The sequence below is a fragment of the Candidatus Eremiobacteraceae bacterium genome, from assembly GCA_036511855.1.
GTDB lineage: Bacteria > Vulcanimicrobiota > Vulcanimicrobiia > Eremiobacterales > Eremiobacteraceae > JABCYQ01.
The window spans coordinates 1-15,812 of record DATCBN010000101.1 but is presented as its reverse complement, the minus strand read 5'-3'; the positions used below and the strand labels follow the sequence as shown (position 1 = coordinate 15,812).

Genomic DNA, 15,812 nt, shown 5'->3' with positions numbered 1-15,812 from the left:
GCATCGCCGACCCGTCCGCTGACGTAGCCTTCCATAGCGAGCTGCTCGAACGCGACGACGACCGTGCTTCGCGATACGTCGAACGTCGAAGCGATCGCCCGGGATGACGGCAACGAACGGCCGGCGGTCAGTCTCCCCTCGACGATCAGGTCCCGTATTTGGGCGTACATCTGGCGGTGAAGCGGCGTGCCCGAACTTCTATCAAGGTGCAGATCGACGAAGGTGAGGTTGTCCGTATGCTTCGACATAGTGGTATGGTCATTGTAGACATTAATGGTACTTTCCTATAACCACTTATTTCGTTAATATATGTCCATGCTAAGGCACGAATCCGGCACTCGTCACGGTGCGACCCAGGCACAGGTCCGCCACGTCTTGCGTCTTCTGCGCCGGCCGCACGAACTCGCGACGAGCGGCATCGCTCTCGCCCTGTGCGAGAGTCTCGACGTGGACGATCCGGTCGAAGCGGTCGTGCTTTCCTTGCACCAGATATTCAATCTTCGCACGCAGACCGGCCGCAGGCTCTACGACGCCATCCGGCTGTGCGACGTCGAGGGGCTTGCGGCCAAAGAAGTGGCCAACGAAATGGGATTGTCGCTTCGCCAGTTCTTCCGTTATCGCCGCGAGGCAGTCGAAGCGCTCGCCGTCAGGATAAACGGACTCACGCCCGCCCGGAGAACACTCGCCAGTTAGCCGTCACTCAAAGATCGGTTCGTTCCGGCTGAGCGGATAATTTTTGCTTGTCCGCAGGCTTTTCCGGATAATAACTAACTGTTAGCAACTGCCGGCTTGCCCGGTAAGCAAGGGAGCGAGCGGGCACTGGCGAACTGCGTCGATTCTATTGCGGCGATTTGCGGCGAAGGTGACCGGCGATGACCGAAGAGCGGACCGAAGAAAGCATCGATGTAAGCAGCGGAAGTCTTTCATCATTTGTCGCGTCGCGCGAAATGTCGGAGATCGGAATCGGCCGGCGATTCAATGTCAGCGGACTGCGGCGCGTTCCGCAAAAGTTCTTCCCAACCGTCGCGATCGGCGCGGCCGTCATCGTGTGCGCAGTCGTCATCTTCATGATTGTCTTAGGGAAGTAAACGACTCCCACGTTGCAAAGGTCGTCTCGCAGTCGCCACGGAAAGTTGCCCGCCCTTTCAGCCGACCGACGTCGATCTTTTTCATAAAATGATAAGAGATAAGCAGCGTTCCGAAGTCGCCGCCTCTTTTTCGCCGCGCCAACGGTCGATGCCGTCGTATGCGCTTGCCGAAACCAACCTCGAGATGGGCCCAAGCCTCGGCAACAGCGCGATATGGCTGAATACAAAGTGCACCGGCGCCATCGAGCGCATCTTCAGTCTCGAACGCGGCAAGAGTCTCATCGGATCGATCAGCTTGCGCTACGGCGGCACCGGCAGCTCCATGCGCGTCGAACCCGACATGCGGGCGCACGCGTCAGCGGAGACCAGATACATCGGTCTCGATCGTGACGGACCGGCTGAAGTCGATATTCATCCGGTTTATCAGCGCAGGCAATTCTCGCTCGGCGGCGCGATAGCGGTGACGGAGACCCTGTTCGTGCCGCTCGGTCCGCGCATGGACGACCCGCCGGTCGCATACATCTCGGTCGACGTCCGATGCACCGACTCCGTGCCGCACGATTTGCGCGTGATGTGCTACGCCCATCTTCGCGGAGATCAGGACGATGACATCGACGCCGCGTACGAACCCGGCTTGCGGGCTCTCGTGGCCTACGACAAGCGGGAACCCGAGGCCGTACGCATATTCGGTCTGGACGTCGAGCCCACACGAATCGGTACGACCACCGATTTTGGAAGCGTATGCGACCGCTCCCACGTGCACGCGGTGGCCACGGATACGTCTGCCCGCGGCAACGTCTTAGGAGCGATTCAGCTCGACATCTGCGTCCGGCCGGACGAACCTGTCACGTTTTGCGCCATTGCCGGCGTTTATGCGCACGGAAAACGAGCCGCCATAGCGGCTTACAAGAAGGCTGTCGACTGGAAGGCCGCATTGGCGGCGACGACGAGTTATATGGAAGATATGCTCGACCGCGCGCGCGTCGTCACGCCGGACCAGAGCATCAATCGAGGGGCGGCATGGAGCAAAGTGAACATGCGCCGCGTGATGGGGGCGTATCCGCAAGGTCACGCGTTCACAAATGAGCCCGGAATATCGTCAAATGTCGTGATGCGCGATGTCGCTTGGTTCGCTTATGGATGCGATCACTTCATGCCCGAATTCTCGCGCGCGATGTTGGATAAATTCGCGTCGCTGCAGTACCCCGACGGAAAACTCGCGGAGTACTTCAACGCGATCGACGGCAGCGTCAACGACTACGGGCTGAATATCAACGACGACACACCGCTCTTCATCCTTGCGACCAACCATCATTTCCGTGCCACCGGAGATCTCGAGTGGCTCAAGAAGATGTATCCCGCAATCGACCGCGCGGCGCGCCTCATCATCTCGCAGATGGACGAGCGGGACCTCGTCGTGTGCACCGCTCACGATCCGCGCGGCAACGTGTGGGCGATAGCCGGATGGCGCAATGTCATCCCGAACTACTGCATCAATGGCGCGGTGACGGAGATCAACGCAGAGTGTTCCGCCGCGCTGCGCGCCGCCGGTCACATGGCGCAGAACGTCGGGCGCTCGAACGCCGAAGCTGAGGCGCTCTTCGCGGCCGGCGAGCGCGTGCGCAAAGCGATGGATCTCCACCTTCGCAATCCCGAGAACGGTCTCTACTATCTCAACATCGACTTAGACGGAGTCATCCACACCGATGTCACCGGCGACCAAGTCTTTCCCGTGATGCTGCGCGTGTGCGACGACGATACCGGGTACCGCATCATAAGCCGCCTGAACTCGACGGATTTTTGGACCGAAGCCGGCTTGCGAACGGCGTCGCGCGACGACCCGCTGTACGATCCGTCGGCGAACAGCGGACTCATCGGCGGCGTCTGGCCCGGACTCACGTGGTGGTACGCGTTTGCGGCTGCCCGTCATCATCCCGAATACATGGTCAAAGCGCTCCGCTCGTCGTTCGAGCATTACGCGGCCAATCCGCGGATGAACAACACGATTCCAGGTCAATTCAGCGAATGGTTCGACGGCGAGAGCCTCATCAATCGCGGGATGCGATTGAGTCCTTGGGAGCCGCCGCGTTTTCTCTGGGCCGCGATCGAAGGCGTCTGCGGTCTGATGCTGACCACCGCCGAGCCAAGAATAAATCCGTTGGTTCCGCGATCGTGGCGCTGGGTCGGCGTGCGCCGGCTTCAGTACCATGGCGCGGAGATCTCGTACTTCGCGACGCGGCAAGCCGGAACGTTTTACATATGCGCGACGGGTTCTGTAGACACCGAGAGCGGCTACGAGCACTTCGACGAAGACATTTCCGATCGCGTTGCGGCGTTCTCCGAAGCCGCAGCCGTCATCGCGTTCAAGGGCGACGACAAGTTTGTGGTGCTCGTCGGAAATGTAAGCGATCAGACCGCCACGATCCCACTTAACCTCTCGAAGATTCTCGACCCTGCTGCTACCTACACATCGAAGATCTACGTCAGCGAACGAGAAGCGTGGGAAGATTTCGAGCCAAGAGCGGGCGCTTCACTCGCGTCGCTTGCGATAATCGTCGAAATGTTCGGGTACCGTCTCATCGAGTTGCGAAAAGTGTGATTCGAACCGGCAAATATTATCTTTGACCCTCGGCGCAAACGCAGGCGCCCAACTACAGACGTCGAATATGTTTAGTCCCCCACCCCTATTTCGGGACGCTTCAGAAATGGAACGCGGCACTTGCACCGCCGGATTTGTGTTAGGCGGAAGCACAAAGTGGAGATAACATAGGAAGCCGATCACGAGAGATTCACCGACTGGAGAGGGTATGCTATACGAACACACGCCGACGACGATCGGCCGCATCAATGGGCGTGGCGCTGCTCATCCCAGGTCGCTGTTCGTAAGCTCATACCCGCCGCGGCAATGCGGCATCGCCACGTTCGCGGAAGACGTTCGCGAAGCGTACGATCGCCTGTCCGGCATGACGAGTGAAGTCATCGCCATCAACGACCCCGACAGCGAGTATTCCTATCCGCAATGCGTGGTAGGCACCATTAGGCGCGATATCCGCGAGTCGTACCTCGATGTTGCACGCCTGGCTAACGCGTCCAGCGCAGACGTGGTCAACATCCAACATGAGTACGGTCTCTTCGGCGGTGAGCGCGGCGCGTATCTGCTCGACTTCATGCGCGCGGTGCATCGGCCCGTCGTTTTGACGATGCACACCACGCTGCCCAACCCGGATGAGGCCACGCTTCGCGTGACGCGCGATATCTGCCGTCGCGCGGACAGCGTCATGGTGCTCACGGAGACGAGCAAGCAAATACTTTCCACGCAATACGGCGTCGACCCAGCCACGATCTGCGTGGTCATGCATGGCGTCCCCGACGTCGCGCCGTATCACGGCACCTATTTCAAGCAGCGGTTCAACCTCGAGCACGACACGGTCGTCTCCACTTTCGGTCTGCTCAGCCGCGGCAAGGGCATCGAATCCATCATCGAAGCGCTGCCCGAAGTGCTCGAGCGGCATCCGAACGTCGCCTACGTGCTGTGGGGTGAAACACATCCTGAAGTCAGGCGCGCCGAAGGCGAGCGCTATCGCGCGTCGCTTCAGCAAAAGGCGCTTGAGCTCGGCGTCGCCGGCCGCGTCCGCTTCGTCGATCGCTACATGACCGACGACGAAGTCGTATCAGCTTTGCTCGCGACCGACCTCTACGTCTCGCCTTCGCTCGATCCTCACCAAGCGGTGAGCGGCACGCTGTCATACGCAGTCGCCTGCGGACGAGCGGTCATCGCGACCGAATTCCAGTATGCCAAAGAATTGCTGGCCGACGGCCGCGGCATCACGGTTCCGTTCCGCGATCCCAAGGCGATCGGCAGAGCGATCGACGCAGTGCTGAGCGACGCATCGTTGCGATCGTCGTTGGAATCAGCCGCGTACGCGTTCGGCCGCGGGATGACGTGGCCAAAGATCGCGCTCGGCTATCGGAACGCATTCACGCAGTCGCTCACGGCCGGATTGAACCTAGTGTCGTCGAATCTCGGCGCTTGACCGTGCTGTCAGTGATGCCGAGCGTGTCGGCGAATCCATCTTTCGAGCACCTCCATGCAATGCTTCGCCCGGCGGGTGTGCTTCAGTTCAGTCGCGGTTCATCGCCCGATCCTTCCAGCGGCACCTGCCTCGACGACAACGCCCGCGCGTGGCTTGTGGCCATCTACGCATTGCGCGCCGATCCGGAGCAGCCCTACGCTAAGAGCGTGGGCGATGCGGCGGCGAACTTCGTCGCGATCGCGCAGCACCCCGACGGCTTCTTTCACAACTTCGCAGACGTCAACGGCCGTTTCACCGATGACGTCGGCTCTGAAGATTCGTTCGGCCGTGCGCTATGGGCATGTGGTGTCGCGGCGCGGTGCGCGCCCATGCCGGAGTGGCGCGCCATCGCTCGCACCGCACTTGCGGCCGCGTTGCCGCTCGTGCCGGAAATCCGGTCGCCCCACGCGCGAGCGTATATCGTTCTTGGGTTGGCCGCCGCGTTCGCCCCTGAAGTCGCCGCTCTACCTCCCATGGGCGATGCGCTCGATCCACGCCTCGCGGGCGATGTCGAGCGAGCGCTGATCGGCGCCGCCGACGGCCTACTCGACCACCACAACCGCGCGTCGGCCCACGATTGGCCCTGGTGGGAAAATCATCTCACGTGGGGCAACGGCCGCATGCCTGAAGCCATGTTGCGGGCGGCCGCGGCTACGGGGAATCGCGAGTATGCCGCCACGGGCATTCGCGCGCTGGAATTTCTCGCCGACATCACGCAAAGCGGCACGGTCTTCGTGCCGATCGGCAATCAAGGCTGGCGCTTACGCAGCGGCGCGCGCGCGTTTTACGATCAACAGCCCATCGAAGCTTGTGCGATGGTGGACGCGTGGTTGGCCGCATATCGCCTAACGGGTGAGGTCAGCTATCGCGATTCCGCGCAAGTCGCGTTCGACTGGTTCCATGGCGGGAACACGGAGCGCCTCGCGCTAGCGATCCCAGAAACCGGCGCCTGCTACGACGGCCTTCATGCCGGCCATGTAAACCAAAATCAGGGCGCCGAGAGCACGCTATCGTACATGCACGCCCATCTTGCGATCGGCGCCGCGCTTTCCGACCGCGCCTAGGTCGAGCAGCTTACTGCCGCCGTCGCGCAACGAGATCGAGTGGACCTGTTCATCGGCGACGAGCGGCGGACGGATGCGCAGGGTGAACGTGCCGCCGGAGTCGGTCCCGACGAAGACGACGGCGGAATCTCCCTCCCGCATCGCCACTGAGAACGGCGCATCGCACTCGATGTAGCGCGACATATCCTCATCGTACACCACGGTCTTGCTCTTCGAACCGACAGGCATCGTCGCATGCAGCTTGCGGCGATGGTAGAACATCGAGAGCTTGCCGTTCATCACCGGAACATCGCGAACGCCCACCCACGACCAATCGTCCGGGATATGCGGGTTTATGTGCAGTCCGGTGAGCGAGGGTTCAAAGCCGAGCAGGCCTTCGTACGCGAGCCAGACATAGGTCGGCGGCATCCAGGGGCTCATCGCCATTCCACGGCTCTTGAACGTCTCGCCGGACAGTCGCTCGGGGAATTCTCCGGGCACGACGTTGTAGTACGCCTTCGGATTTTCAACTTCGCTGATCTTCCAGATATTACGCATGGCAGCGACGAGCCGGCGCGAGTAGTAGCCCTTGCCGCTGTAGCCGACCCAAGCCGTCAAGTTCGGCCACACGCCCCCGAGCAAGTGCACGCCGTGATCGGGGTCGTAGCCGTCCTCTAGATTGCTCACGGTCCGAACCCCGTACGGCGTCCAGAACTCGGGCGAATGCAGGCGGTCGAGGATTTTGCGCTTGAGGTCGTCGTCCGCCACCCCGAACATGACCGGGAAGATCTGATCGCCGGTGACGCTATGGTGACGGGTTCCGTCGGGATCGATGTTGAGCAGATACAGTCCCGTTTTCTCGCTGACCAATCGGGTGTTGACCGTCGCGCGCAGATCGTCGCCTGCCTTGGAATAGCGATCGGCCTCCGCGTCTTGACCTAAGTATCGCGCGAGCCGCGCCGCGAGCCGCAGCGCGTACACGCACTCGGAGTTGATCTCGGTGACCGCGCCGGAGATCTGGCCCTGCGGGATGATGTTGCGCCAACCCGCGATGCCCCAGACGTTCGCTTCCTGCGACGTCGCATAGACCAGCCCATCGCGCCGTTGCGAGAGAATCCAATCCGCCGCATCGCGCGCCATCGGCCACAGCAGGTCGAGGGCCGCGCGATCGCGGGTCACCGCGAAGTGATGGTAGACCGCCGATACGATGAGGGGAGTATCGTCGTTGATGTTGAGGCCATAGTCGCTCTTGCGCGGCGGCACCACGCACGCATTGATGAATTCCGTGATTTTCCCGCCGGGCTCGACGCCATAGCGCTCGACAAGCGCCAGCATTTCGCGCGAGAAATCGGGCGTGAGATAGTCCGATCCCATCACGTACCAGGCAGCGTCACGGACCACGACGACATCCTGCGGCGGATCGTTGGTGAAGCCGTACCCGGAGGGATAGTGCTGCTGCACTCGGATGGTATTGATCTTGGCCCAATCGATGGCGCGGTTGATCGCGGCGTCGGGCGTGCGGATATAACCGGTCCGGTGCACGCGTTCGTACGATGCCTCGGTCTCGATGAGCGCGTCCGCGGCAGAAGGCGCGTCGTCGAACACACGAAGCGCGGCGTCCCGGCCAAGATTGCTGATCGCCATCCTCAGGGCCACGGTGCGAGAGTCGTGAGCCGGCACGCTCACCGAATACCCTTGATTCAGGCCGCGGTCGTTGAGATGGGTGGACGCGGGCATGACATCGGCGCCGAAGACGCGCACTTCTGTGTCCAAGCCGACCGTCGACGAGATGACGGCGCCACCGCGTTCGACGTGCTCGACGCGCTTGTTGCGCTGGCCGATGTCCGGAACTTTGTACACGCCCGGCCATACAAAAGCCGGATAGTGGACGTCGCAGATTATCGCGGCGTCGATGGTCTTTCCGGTTGGATTTTCCAGCGTCACCGTCATGTGGGCTATTTGAAGCATCGAGTCGCGGAACGGCAAGAACGCGCGCTTGCGGATGATGAGTCCGCCGCTCGCGTACGACGTCGCTTGGTACGCGGGTGCGTGGATCGTCTCGACCGCCAAAGCGCGCTCGCCGGCGACGTAGATCTGCGTGAGCCAGCGGCCGCAATAGATCTGCGTATCGATGGCGCTCCAGAGCGCCGCGACATCGCTTTCGGGAGTGAGTTTGAGGAAGAGCTCGAGGTTGCCGAGGCTAGCGCCGGTCAGCAATCTTTCGGGCGGAACTCGATACGCGTTTGCGGGCACTCTTTCACCTGTCGAATACCGGCGGCCGCCGGGGATGGTCGCCGGCGTTGAAGCCACAACCGTATGGTAAGGTTATCGGCCGTTCGAAGTCCGCTACGACAAGATGTTGACGGCCCGGGCGGCCACCAAGGCGACGGTCAGCAGCGATGTCAGCGATTGAACGGCCATGAGCATCTTTGCCGCGGGCGTGAGCGGGAGCGTGTCGGTCGGGCTGAAAGCCGTGGCATTCGTGAACGCGACATAGAAATAGTCGACGAAGCGCGGCATCCATCCCGCCGATGCGCAGACGGGCGTCACCATCTGCGGGAACAGGAAATCCGCGGCGCGCGTCGATGCCGTCAAGCGATGCTTTGGTCCGCCGCGATCCAGTTCCCAATACCAAAGCGCGAACACCACGATATTGGTCAACCATATCTCGGTCGACGAAAACAGCAGTTGAACGCCGCTTGCCTTCGCGCCGGAGCCGGTGAGAAAAGTCACGAGCAGCACCAGTGAGGCGACGTTCGCGAAATTGATGATCGCAATAAGGGCGATGGCCGCGATCCTGCGCCACGCTTTCTCATCGGACGTCCGCCGGGGTTGGATGATCGAGAGCGGAACGAGCAACGCCAACTCGAGCGCAGGCACGAGCCAACGGGGTCCGAGCACGAAGTGCTCGGGCAGCGTGACGTACAACGCGAGGGCGGTGATGACGGCTAACGACGCCGGCCAGCGAGATTCGGATCTCGGCGCGGGCACGCTATGCGGTCTAGCGGTTGGGTCGACCTTCATCTGACCGACAGCTTTGGCGCCGCAGCCGAAGTGGCCTGGTGTCCGGCCGTACTTTAAGTCGGTTTAGCGGGCAGCGTAGCGCCCGGCGGCAATGCGGCCGGGAGCGGCATGCCCGCGGTCGGACGCGTGCCCGCAAGCATGTCGTGCCATGCTTTTGTGAATGCCGGGAAAATGACTTTGATGCTATGACCCGCGCCCAACTGCGGATAGTACATGACCGGAATGCCGGCGTCATACAAGTACCGGACAGTAAGCACGGAGTAAGAGTTCGGGATGTTGTCGTCCAGCGTGCCCGACACGACATAGACCGGCTTGTCGGTGAATGAATGTAGGACCGCGTCGCGGTCTGCGTCGGTCATGCTGCCCGATGCGCATAAGAAGCCGGCAAAACGTTTCGCTTGCTGAGGCCCGACTTCAAACACGCCGAAGCCGCCCATCGAATGGCCGGCGAGATATATGCGCTTACGGTCTATGTTGAGCGCTGCGACAACGGCGTCGAGCGTGGCATACACGTCGACGGGGGCGGGGTCGACGTACTGGATGTCACCGCGCGCGTATGGCGCCACGACCACTGCGCCCGTGCTCTCGGCCAACTGCCGGAAGAACGGCATGGCCATGTAGTCGATCTCGGTCCAGAACTTTCCGTGCAAGAACAAGACGAGCGGCGCGGGCTTCGCGGGATCGTAGGTGGTCGGAACGTAGAGCGCAGCGGGCTGGAGCGAGTGATCGTGCGGCGAGCGGACAAATATCTCGTCAGCGCCGCGGACGTCGGCGATCGAGTGAAACGTTCCGGTCGCAAGTTGATCGACGAGACTCCCGTCGAGCGTGACGAGTTCGCTCCCGTACTGTTGAAATTCGACTTGGTCGAGCCAACTCGGCTTGAACGCCTGCTCGATGGACGGCGCGTCCGCGTCGATGCGCGTCTCGATCGTGACCGCGTCGCCCGACAGCTCGACAATGCGGCCGAAGTGAGTCACAAGTTCCCGGTGCACCGCATCCATTCGCTGAGCCAGACTCAAGGATGACGGCGTCAGCGCGGCGGCCAGCAGCAGCACTGCGAGCGAAAGACTAGCCATGGCGAGAAGATTCAGCGCAGCTCATCGATGTTGCTCGCTCTCGAATGACAATGTTGTGCCGTCCGGCAGCGCCGCCTAGGTTGAGGTCGTGGTGGTGGGCGCCGCGGCGGCCGCCGCAGGACGCCGTCCCGGATGCCTGCGCCCAGGACCTGGCCGAATCGCGATTTCGAGCGGCTCTTCGCCGGCTGCCTTGCGCATCGCGTCGATGAACGAAACGGCCGCCGTTTCGGCGGACCGCGCGATGGACGGGTCGTAAAGCCGCTTCATGGGGCCGAGCACGTCATCGTGCATTTCCACGTTCCACAGTTCGTCGGTCCAACTCGCGGTGATGGATGAATTCTTGTATTTTGCGTGCCGCCCCGATGACTTGATCTCAGCCTCGCCGAGATAGGTCTTAATAGTGGCGAAAAATTCGCGAATATAATCGTCCGGACTCATCAAGCGTCACGTCCCTTTCCAGAACTTCTGTCTTCGACGTTCGCGCCCCAAGGTCCGTTATTTTAGCGCTGCCGTGTTCCAACGGCTTGTCGCCTGAAATAGGCTCTAATTGGGCTTTTCTCTGGGGGCCGGCGGGTCCGCAAGTTCGAATCGTCGTCCGATGATACCGCTCGGCGACGAGAATGACGATGGGCTCGGCGGGCCCGCGGTCGTAAATCTTGCGATCATCGCCTTGAATATCTTGGTGTTCATCTTCCAATCGCTGCATCCGTCGTTCACCGACGGCTTCAGCATGATCCCGCGAGAGATAGCAACCGGCCAAGATCTCATCACGACGCAATACGTCATCGGCAGCGACGGCGCGTCGTATGCGGTGCCGGAAGCAAGCGGACCGAATCCGATCTATCTGACGCTCTTCACCGCCCTGTTCATGCACGCGAGCATTCTCCATATCGCCGGCAATATGTTATTCCTGTACATCTTCGGCGACAATATCGAGCGCGCGTTCGGAAGCATCCGCTACCTGCTGTTCTACGTCGCATGCGGTTTGGTCGCGAATCTCGTCATGGTGCTGATGAATCCGGCTTCGGTGATTCCGAATCTCGGCGCGTCGGGCGCGATCGCCGGCGTATTGGCCGCATATCTCGTGCTGTTCCCGGGCAATCGCGTGCGCGTCCTGGCGGGGTATTGGCTGACGACGGTTCCCGCGGCGATCATGATCGGATTGTGGATCGTCGTGCAATTCCTGAGCTTAGGTGGGCAGCAAGACAGCGGCGTCGCGTACGGCGCGCATGTCGGCGGCTTTCTCTTCGGCCTGCTCGTCGCATTCATCGCGCGGCCGGGCGTGATGCGGCGCATGCCGTATCACTACTCCCGCGACAGCTAGCGCCTCGACAGCGCGATCACGGCCGTTCCAGCTCCGACGACCGCGGCCGGCCGCGGTCCCGACGTCGAGATCCAAGCCGGCGTGTCGAGGATATCGGAGCCCCATATCTTTATTGTCGAAACATATTTCGCGGGCCAGTGGAAAGGTATGGCCGATGCGGACGGATTGACGACGATGTAGCATTTGGGAAATACCACGCCGTCGACCGGACATGAACCGTACTCGCGTCCGTAGAGATCGCTCCCGCCGCTCGAGGCGATCACAAGACCGCTGATCGAAGCCGGCTGAGGAACGACCGGATTTGCCGGCACGATTTGAGATTCGGGAAAGACCTGGAAATCGGATTTGGTCGGATACGCCTCACCAAAGACGCTCGTATTCAGATCCACGGTCAATAAGAATGATGCCACTTGATACAGGCGCTCGCGCGTGAGACGTGACGCGTCGCGCCCCACCGGAGCTTGGCCGAGACAGATGAAGAGTTTCCCGGCCTGCGCCATGGAAATCTCGGTGTTCTCAAGAGCCGACCACGGTGCATGATCCGCCGATTTGTCCACAACCGGGATGGTCGACGAACCGGACGCCCTCACATAACAGTTCTCCGCGACGCCGCCCACGACGTTCGGACTCGCATTCATGCCGATGGCCGGCCGGATACTGCTCGACATGCGCGGATCAAGACCGTTATAAATCACGCCGGGCATGTCTTGACCGAACTGGACGAGATAATCGGCGCCCGCATTGGACAAAAGCTGGATCGAGAGCGCGGTCCAGTGATCATCGTTCGCAAAACCGCATGGCATGCCGTTCAGGCTGTCAACGTTATCGGCGACGTCTTCAAACACGTACGTTCGTTGGCCGCCGAAAGCCCACTGCCACTTCGGCGGGCGAATAGGTGCGGTGAAATTAAAGACCTCCAGCGCCCAGAGTTGCGCGAGATGCAGGCTATCCGGCTGCATCTGAAAGTAGCGCGTCGCTTGGTTCAGCCTGTAGAGGCGCTCGTGTTTTTCCGGAACACAATTTCCTCGAACGGCGATGTCTGCCGCGTGGGAGAACGTTTGTTCATCGTCCGTGTACTCGGGGTTCGGATCGCCGGACGCAGCTTGGCGATTAGGATTTGTGTATTCGATAGCGTTGACGCCGATTTGCACGAGCCGTTGAGATTGCGGTCCGGCGTTTGCGCTCTGATCGACGACGCCGAAGTCGAGCATCGTCCCCACCTCGGGGTTCCCATCCCACGAGTTGTGCGGCGGAACGCTCATCCATGTGAGCAACCCGCCGCTCTTGGCCGGTCCGAGCGCCGTCATCGCATGCAAAGAAATCCTATCGGGCGCGCGTTGCGAATATTGCGGAATCGCAGCCGAATGCGCGCAGCCGCTCGAGACGCAAAGCACGGCGAGTGCCGCAACGAATAGTTTGGCGGTAATTCGGGAACCGTTCATGTCTCGATCCGGCGAACCTAAGTAGAACTGAGCCGCGACCGAAACTCGGGCGCACCCATATGTCCGGCTTTGGCGCGGACGACTTGATGTTCCTAGGGCGGAGCGACATATGATTTGCGGCGAGCGAGCGCCGGTTGCAGCGCGACGAGCGCGATGTGTGAAATCATATGACTGCTGCGCGGCGCTTGCGAACTCACGCAACCGAGACGATCCGTACCTCAACATCTCCCGCCGGCCGGATCCACCGTGCGATGTCTCCGTCGCGCTTGCCGAGCAGTGCTTCACCCAGCGGCGATTTCCACGAGACGAGACCGTTGACCGGGTCCGCTTCGTCCTCACCGACGATCGTGAACGCCTGCTGCTTGCCGTCGGCATATTCGATCGTCACTCGCGCGCCCAGCGCGATTTCACCATCCGAAATCGCCGCAGGCTGTACGACCACGGCGGCATCGATGCGACGCTGCAAGCGCGTCACGTCGGCGCGCGCTCGCGCGAGCGTTGATTTTGCGCTGGTCTTGCCCGCGTCGGCGCGCAGCGCGTCGAGTTGGGTCTGCGCCGCCGCCAATCTCGCCTGCAAATCGGCGAGTCCGTTCGGGGTCACGAAATTAGGCCCGGTGACGCGCGCTTCGGGAAGCTCGTCGTCTCCTGAATCGCCGTCACGTTCCTTGACAAATGCTCGACTCATTAGTACAGTCGTTCGCCCAGATGGATTGGCTCCCCGGCAGGAACGGTGAAACCTTAAAACTAATTCCATAGTATTCAGAGGCATGATGTGCCGATTTTTTAGGCGCTTGCAACTAAGGATTTAAGAGATGAATTGCCGTTTCGCCGTGCTCGCCCTTTCGACTGCAGCATTTGTTGCGCTGACATCTAGCGCAAACGCGCTCGCTGACAGCCCCACGTACCAGATAAACGCGCCGGATCCGGCCACGCCGCCGGCGCTTGACGGTACGCTCAACGATCCGGCTTGGGCGAAAGCCGCCCACGTGACGCTCGAGCACGACATCCAATTCCAGCGCCCCGCGCAGCAGCACACAGATGCGTACTTCATGGTCGATGACAAGAATCTGTACGTCGCATTCGTGGCAAAGCAGCAATCCGACATCGTCGCCACTCAGCACACAAACGACGTCGGCGAGAATTCAGACGACGAAGTGGCCGTCCGGCTGTGGCCCGATGGCGGAAGCGGCTTTGCATACCGGTTTGGCGCATCGCCTATCGGCACTCGCTACCAATCGTCCACTGAGAACTCATCGTATGCTCCCACGTGGACGGCTGTCGGCAAAGTAAGTCCTGGCCAATATGTCGTGACGATGCGCATTCCGCTCAACGTCTTGCGCGGCGCACAACGCAAGACTTGGCGCGTTCAGTTCTCCCGACTCGTCCAACGCACCGGTGAAGTGTACTGTTGGGCGTACGACAAGAACATGGGAGGAACGAACGATGTGGTGTATGCCGGATACTTGAACGGCATGCATGAGGGCGTCGTGCAAGGCGAGTGGCCGAAATCGCGAGTGGCACTCTATTCGCTCGGAGCGGTCGCCTCGGCCAACGGCGGCGGAAACGGCATCCGCAGCGGCGCCGATATCGCGATCCCGATCACGCGCACCGCGTCGCTCGTCGCGACCCTGCATCCGGATTTCTCAAACGTCGAAGCCGATCAGCAGTCGATCTCTCCGACCGAATTCCAGCGTTCGTTCGCCGAACTGCGGCCGTTCTTCACACAACTTTCGAACTACTTCAACAACTTGAACTGCAACGGCTGCATCGACATCCCGCCGCTCTACACGCCCGGCATCCCAACGCCGATCACCGGGTATGCCGCCGAGGGCCGCCAAGGGCCGGTGAGTTTCGCCGGCTTCGACGCGATCGGCACCGGGCGCACAGACCAGGCTCAAGCGCTCGCTTATCAAACGCCGGACAAACACGATCAGATATTCTACCAGCGCGTCGGCGTCGCGATGCCGGGCTTCAGCGATATCTCGAGCTTCACGAACGCGATCGTCGGCAACTATCACAACTTCAACATCGACGGCAGCATCGGCGGTGACTCGGGAACTTTCGTCCGGGATTCGTCGCAGGCGCAATACCGGGAATTGGACGTGAACGACTACTCGCAATTCTCCGGCGTGTTTTTGGGGCTCCTCAAAGTCGGTCCGCAATACGCGCCGTTTGACGGTTTTACGGCGCACAACGGGATAGCCGGTTATAATCTATCGACGTACAAACAGTGGAACTTCTCGCCCCAAAGCGGCGTGACGCTGTTGAATCTCAATCCTTTTTGGGACGTCTACCACGACCAAAACGGCATCGTGAATCAAGGCGATTCAAACTTCTACATGCAGCTCAAGACGCGGACGCTTTTCCGGCTCGTTGCGACCACAGGCCACAGTTATCTGATGAACCCCGAAGGCGCGTCGGCCGACTTCAATCAGAACGGGGTCGCGCTCGCGTACCGGGGCGACACGTCGACACCGATAACGGCCTCTTACAACATCGGGCGCTTCGGCAACGGATATCTTCGGACGTGGGCGCGCAGCGACACGATCGCGATTGGCTCGCGCGGCACGTTCACGCTCGAGGCCGATGACACACGCTGGACTTCCGATGCATCGCGGCTGAGCCATCAATGGCTCGAGCGCGCGAGCGTCGCTTACCAGCTTGGACCGGAGTCGTCGTTTTCGATCGGCATGCGGCGCATCATGGGTTCGGGGCCGCCCGACGGATTCTCGTTTCTCAACG

14 protein-coding genes are annotated in these 15,812 nt (G+C 61.1%); 7 read left to right on the top strand and 7 right to left on the bottom strand.

Features of this window, described 5'->3' with window-relative positions; translation table 11 throughout:
• Positions 1 to 248, bottom strand: a 248-nt coding sequence (locus VII69_13445; protein ID HEY5096115.1) for a GntR family transcriptional regulator, incomplete at its 3' end; no start/stop codon positions are given.
• Between the two features lie 67 nt (positions 249 to 315).
• Here VII69_13445 and VII69_13440 point away from each other — a divergent pair.
• The 5 genes from VII69_13440 to VII69_13420 all read left to right on the top strand — a co-directional run bounded on the left by VII69_13440 (position 316) and on the right by VII69_13420 (position 6,225).
• Entirely contained in the window at positions 316 to 693 is a 378-nt protein-coding gene (locus VII69_13440; protein ID HEY5096114.1) for a hypothetical protein, read from the top strand.
• Between the two features lie 179 nt (positions 694 to 872).
• The gene (locus VII69_13435; GenBank protein HEY5096113.1) at positions 873 to 1,088 is read left to right on the top strand and encodes a hypothetical protein; all 216 of its coding nucleotides are present in this window, start codon (positions 873 to 875) and stop codon (positions 1,086 to 1,088) included.
• A gap of 88 nt (positions 1,089 to 1,176) precedes the next feature.
• Positions 1,177 to 3,687: an amylo-alpha-1,6-glucosidase gene (locus VII69_13430; GenBank protein HEY5096112.1), complete on the top strand. Its 2,511-nt coding sequence runs from the start codon at positions 1,177 to 1,179 to the stop codon at positions 3,685 to 3,687.
• 208 nt (positions 3,688 to 3,895) lie between these two features.
• Complete coding sequence (locus VII69_13425) at positions 3,896 to 5,122, top strand: glycosyltransferase family 4 protein (protein ID HEY5096111.1); 1,227 nt, start codon at positions 3,896 to 3,898, stop codon at positions 5,120 to 5,122.
• A gap of 59 nt (positions 5,123 to 5,181) precedes the next feature.
• Complete coding sequence (locus tag VII69_13420; protein ID HEY5096110.1) at positions 5,182 to 6,225, top strand: hypothetical protein; 1,044 nt, start codon at positions 5,182 to 5,184, stop codon at positions 6,223 to 6,225.
• On the opposite strand, the gene VII69_13415 is transcribed toward VII69_13420, so the two are convergent.
• From VII69_13415 to VII69_13400, 4 genes are all read right to left on the bottom strand, one after another.
• Complete coding sequence (locus VII69_13415; protein HEY5096109.1) at positions 6,169 to 8,457, bottom strand: hypothetical protein; 2,289 nt, start codon at positions 8,455 to 8,457, stop codon at positions 6,169 to 6,171. The genes VII69_13420 and VII69_13415 overlap by 57 nt on opposite strands.
• 93 nt (positions 8,458 to 8,550) lie before the next feature.
• Positions 8,551 to 9,228: a hypothetical protein gene (locus VII69_13410; protein HEY5096108.1), complete on the bottom strand. Its 678-nt coding sequence runs from the start codon at positions 9,226 to 9,228 to the stop codon at positions 8,551 to 8,553.
• 53 nt (positions 9,229 to 9,281) lie between these two features.
• Entirely contained in the window at positions 9,282 to 10,304 is a 1,023-nt protein-coding gene (locus tag VII69_13405; protein ID HEY5096107.1) for an alpha/beta fold hydrolase, read from the bottom strand.
• A gap of 75 nt (positions 10,305 to 10,379) precedes the next feature.
• Entirely contained in the window at positions 10,380 to 10,745 is a 366-nt protein-coding gene (locus VII69_13400; protein ID HEY5096106.1) for a hypothetical protein, read from the bottom strand.
• Between the two features lie 157 nt (positions 10,746 to 10,902).
• On the opposite strand from VII69_13400, the gene VII69_13395 reads away from it, so the two are divergent.
• A complete protein-coding gene (locus VII69_13395; protein HEY5096105.1) occupies positions 10,903 to 11,628 on the top strand; it encodes a rhomboid family intramembrane serine protease in 726 nt (241 codons plus the stop codon).
• On the opposite strand, the gene VII69_13390 is transcribed toward VII69_13395, so the two are convergent.
• A complete protein-coding gene (locus tag VII69_13390; protein ID HEY5096104.1) occupies positions 11,625 to 13,070 on the bottom strand; it encodes a hypothetical protein in 1,446 nt (481 codons plus the stop codon). The two genes, VII69_13395 and VII69_13390, sit on opposite strands and share 4 nt — an antisense overlap.
• Before the next feature lie 193 nt (positions 13,071 to 13,263).
• Complete coding sequence (locus VII69_13385) at positions 13,264 to 13,755, bottom strand: GreA/GreB family elongation factor (protein HEY5096103.1); 492 nt, start codon at positions 13,753 to 13,755, stop codon at positions 13,264 to 13,266.
• Positions 13,756 to 13,882: 127 nt separating this feature from the next.
• On the opposite strand from VII69_13385, the gene VII69_13380 reads away from it, so the two are divergent.
• Positions 13,883 to 15,812, top strand: a 1,930-nt coding sequence (locus tag VII69_13380; GenBank protein HEY5096102.1) for a DUF5916 domain-containing protein, incomplete at its 3' end; no start/stop codon positions are given.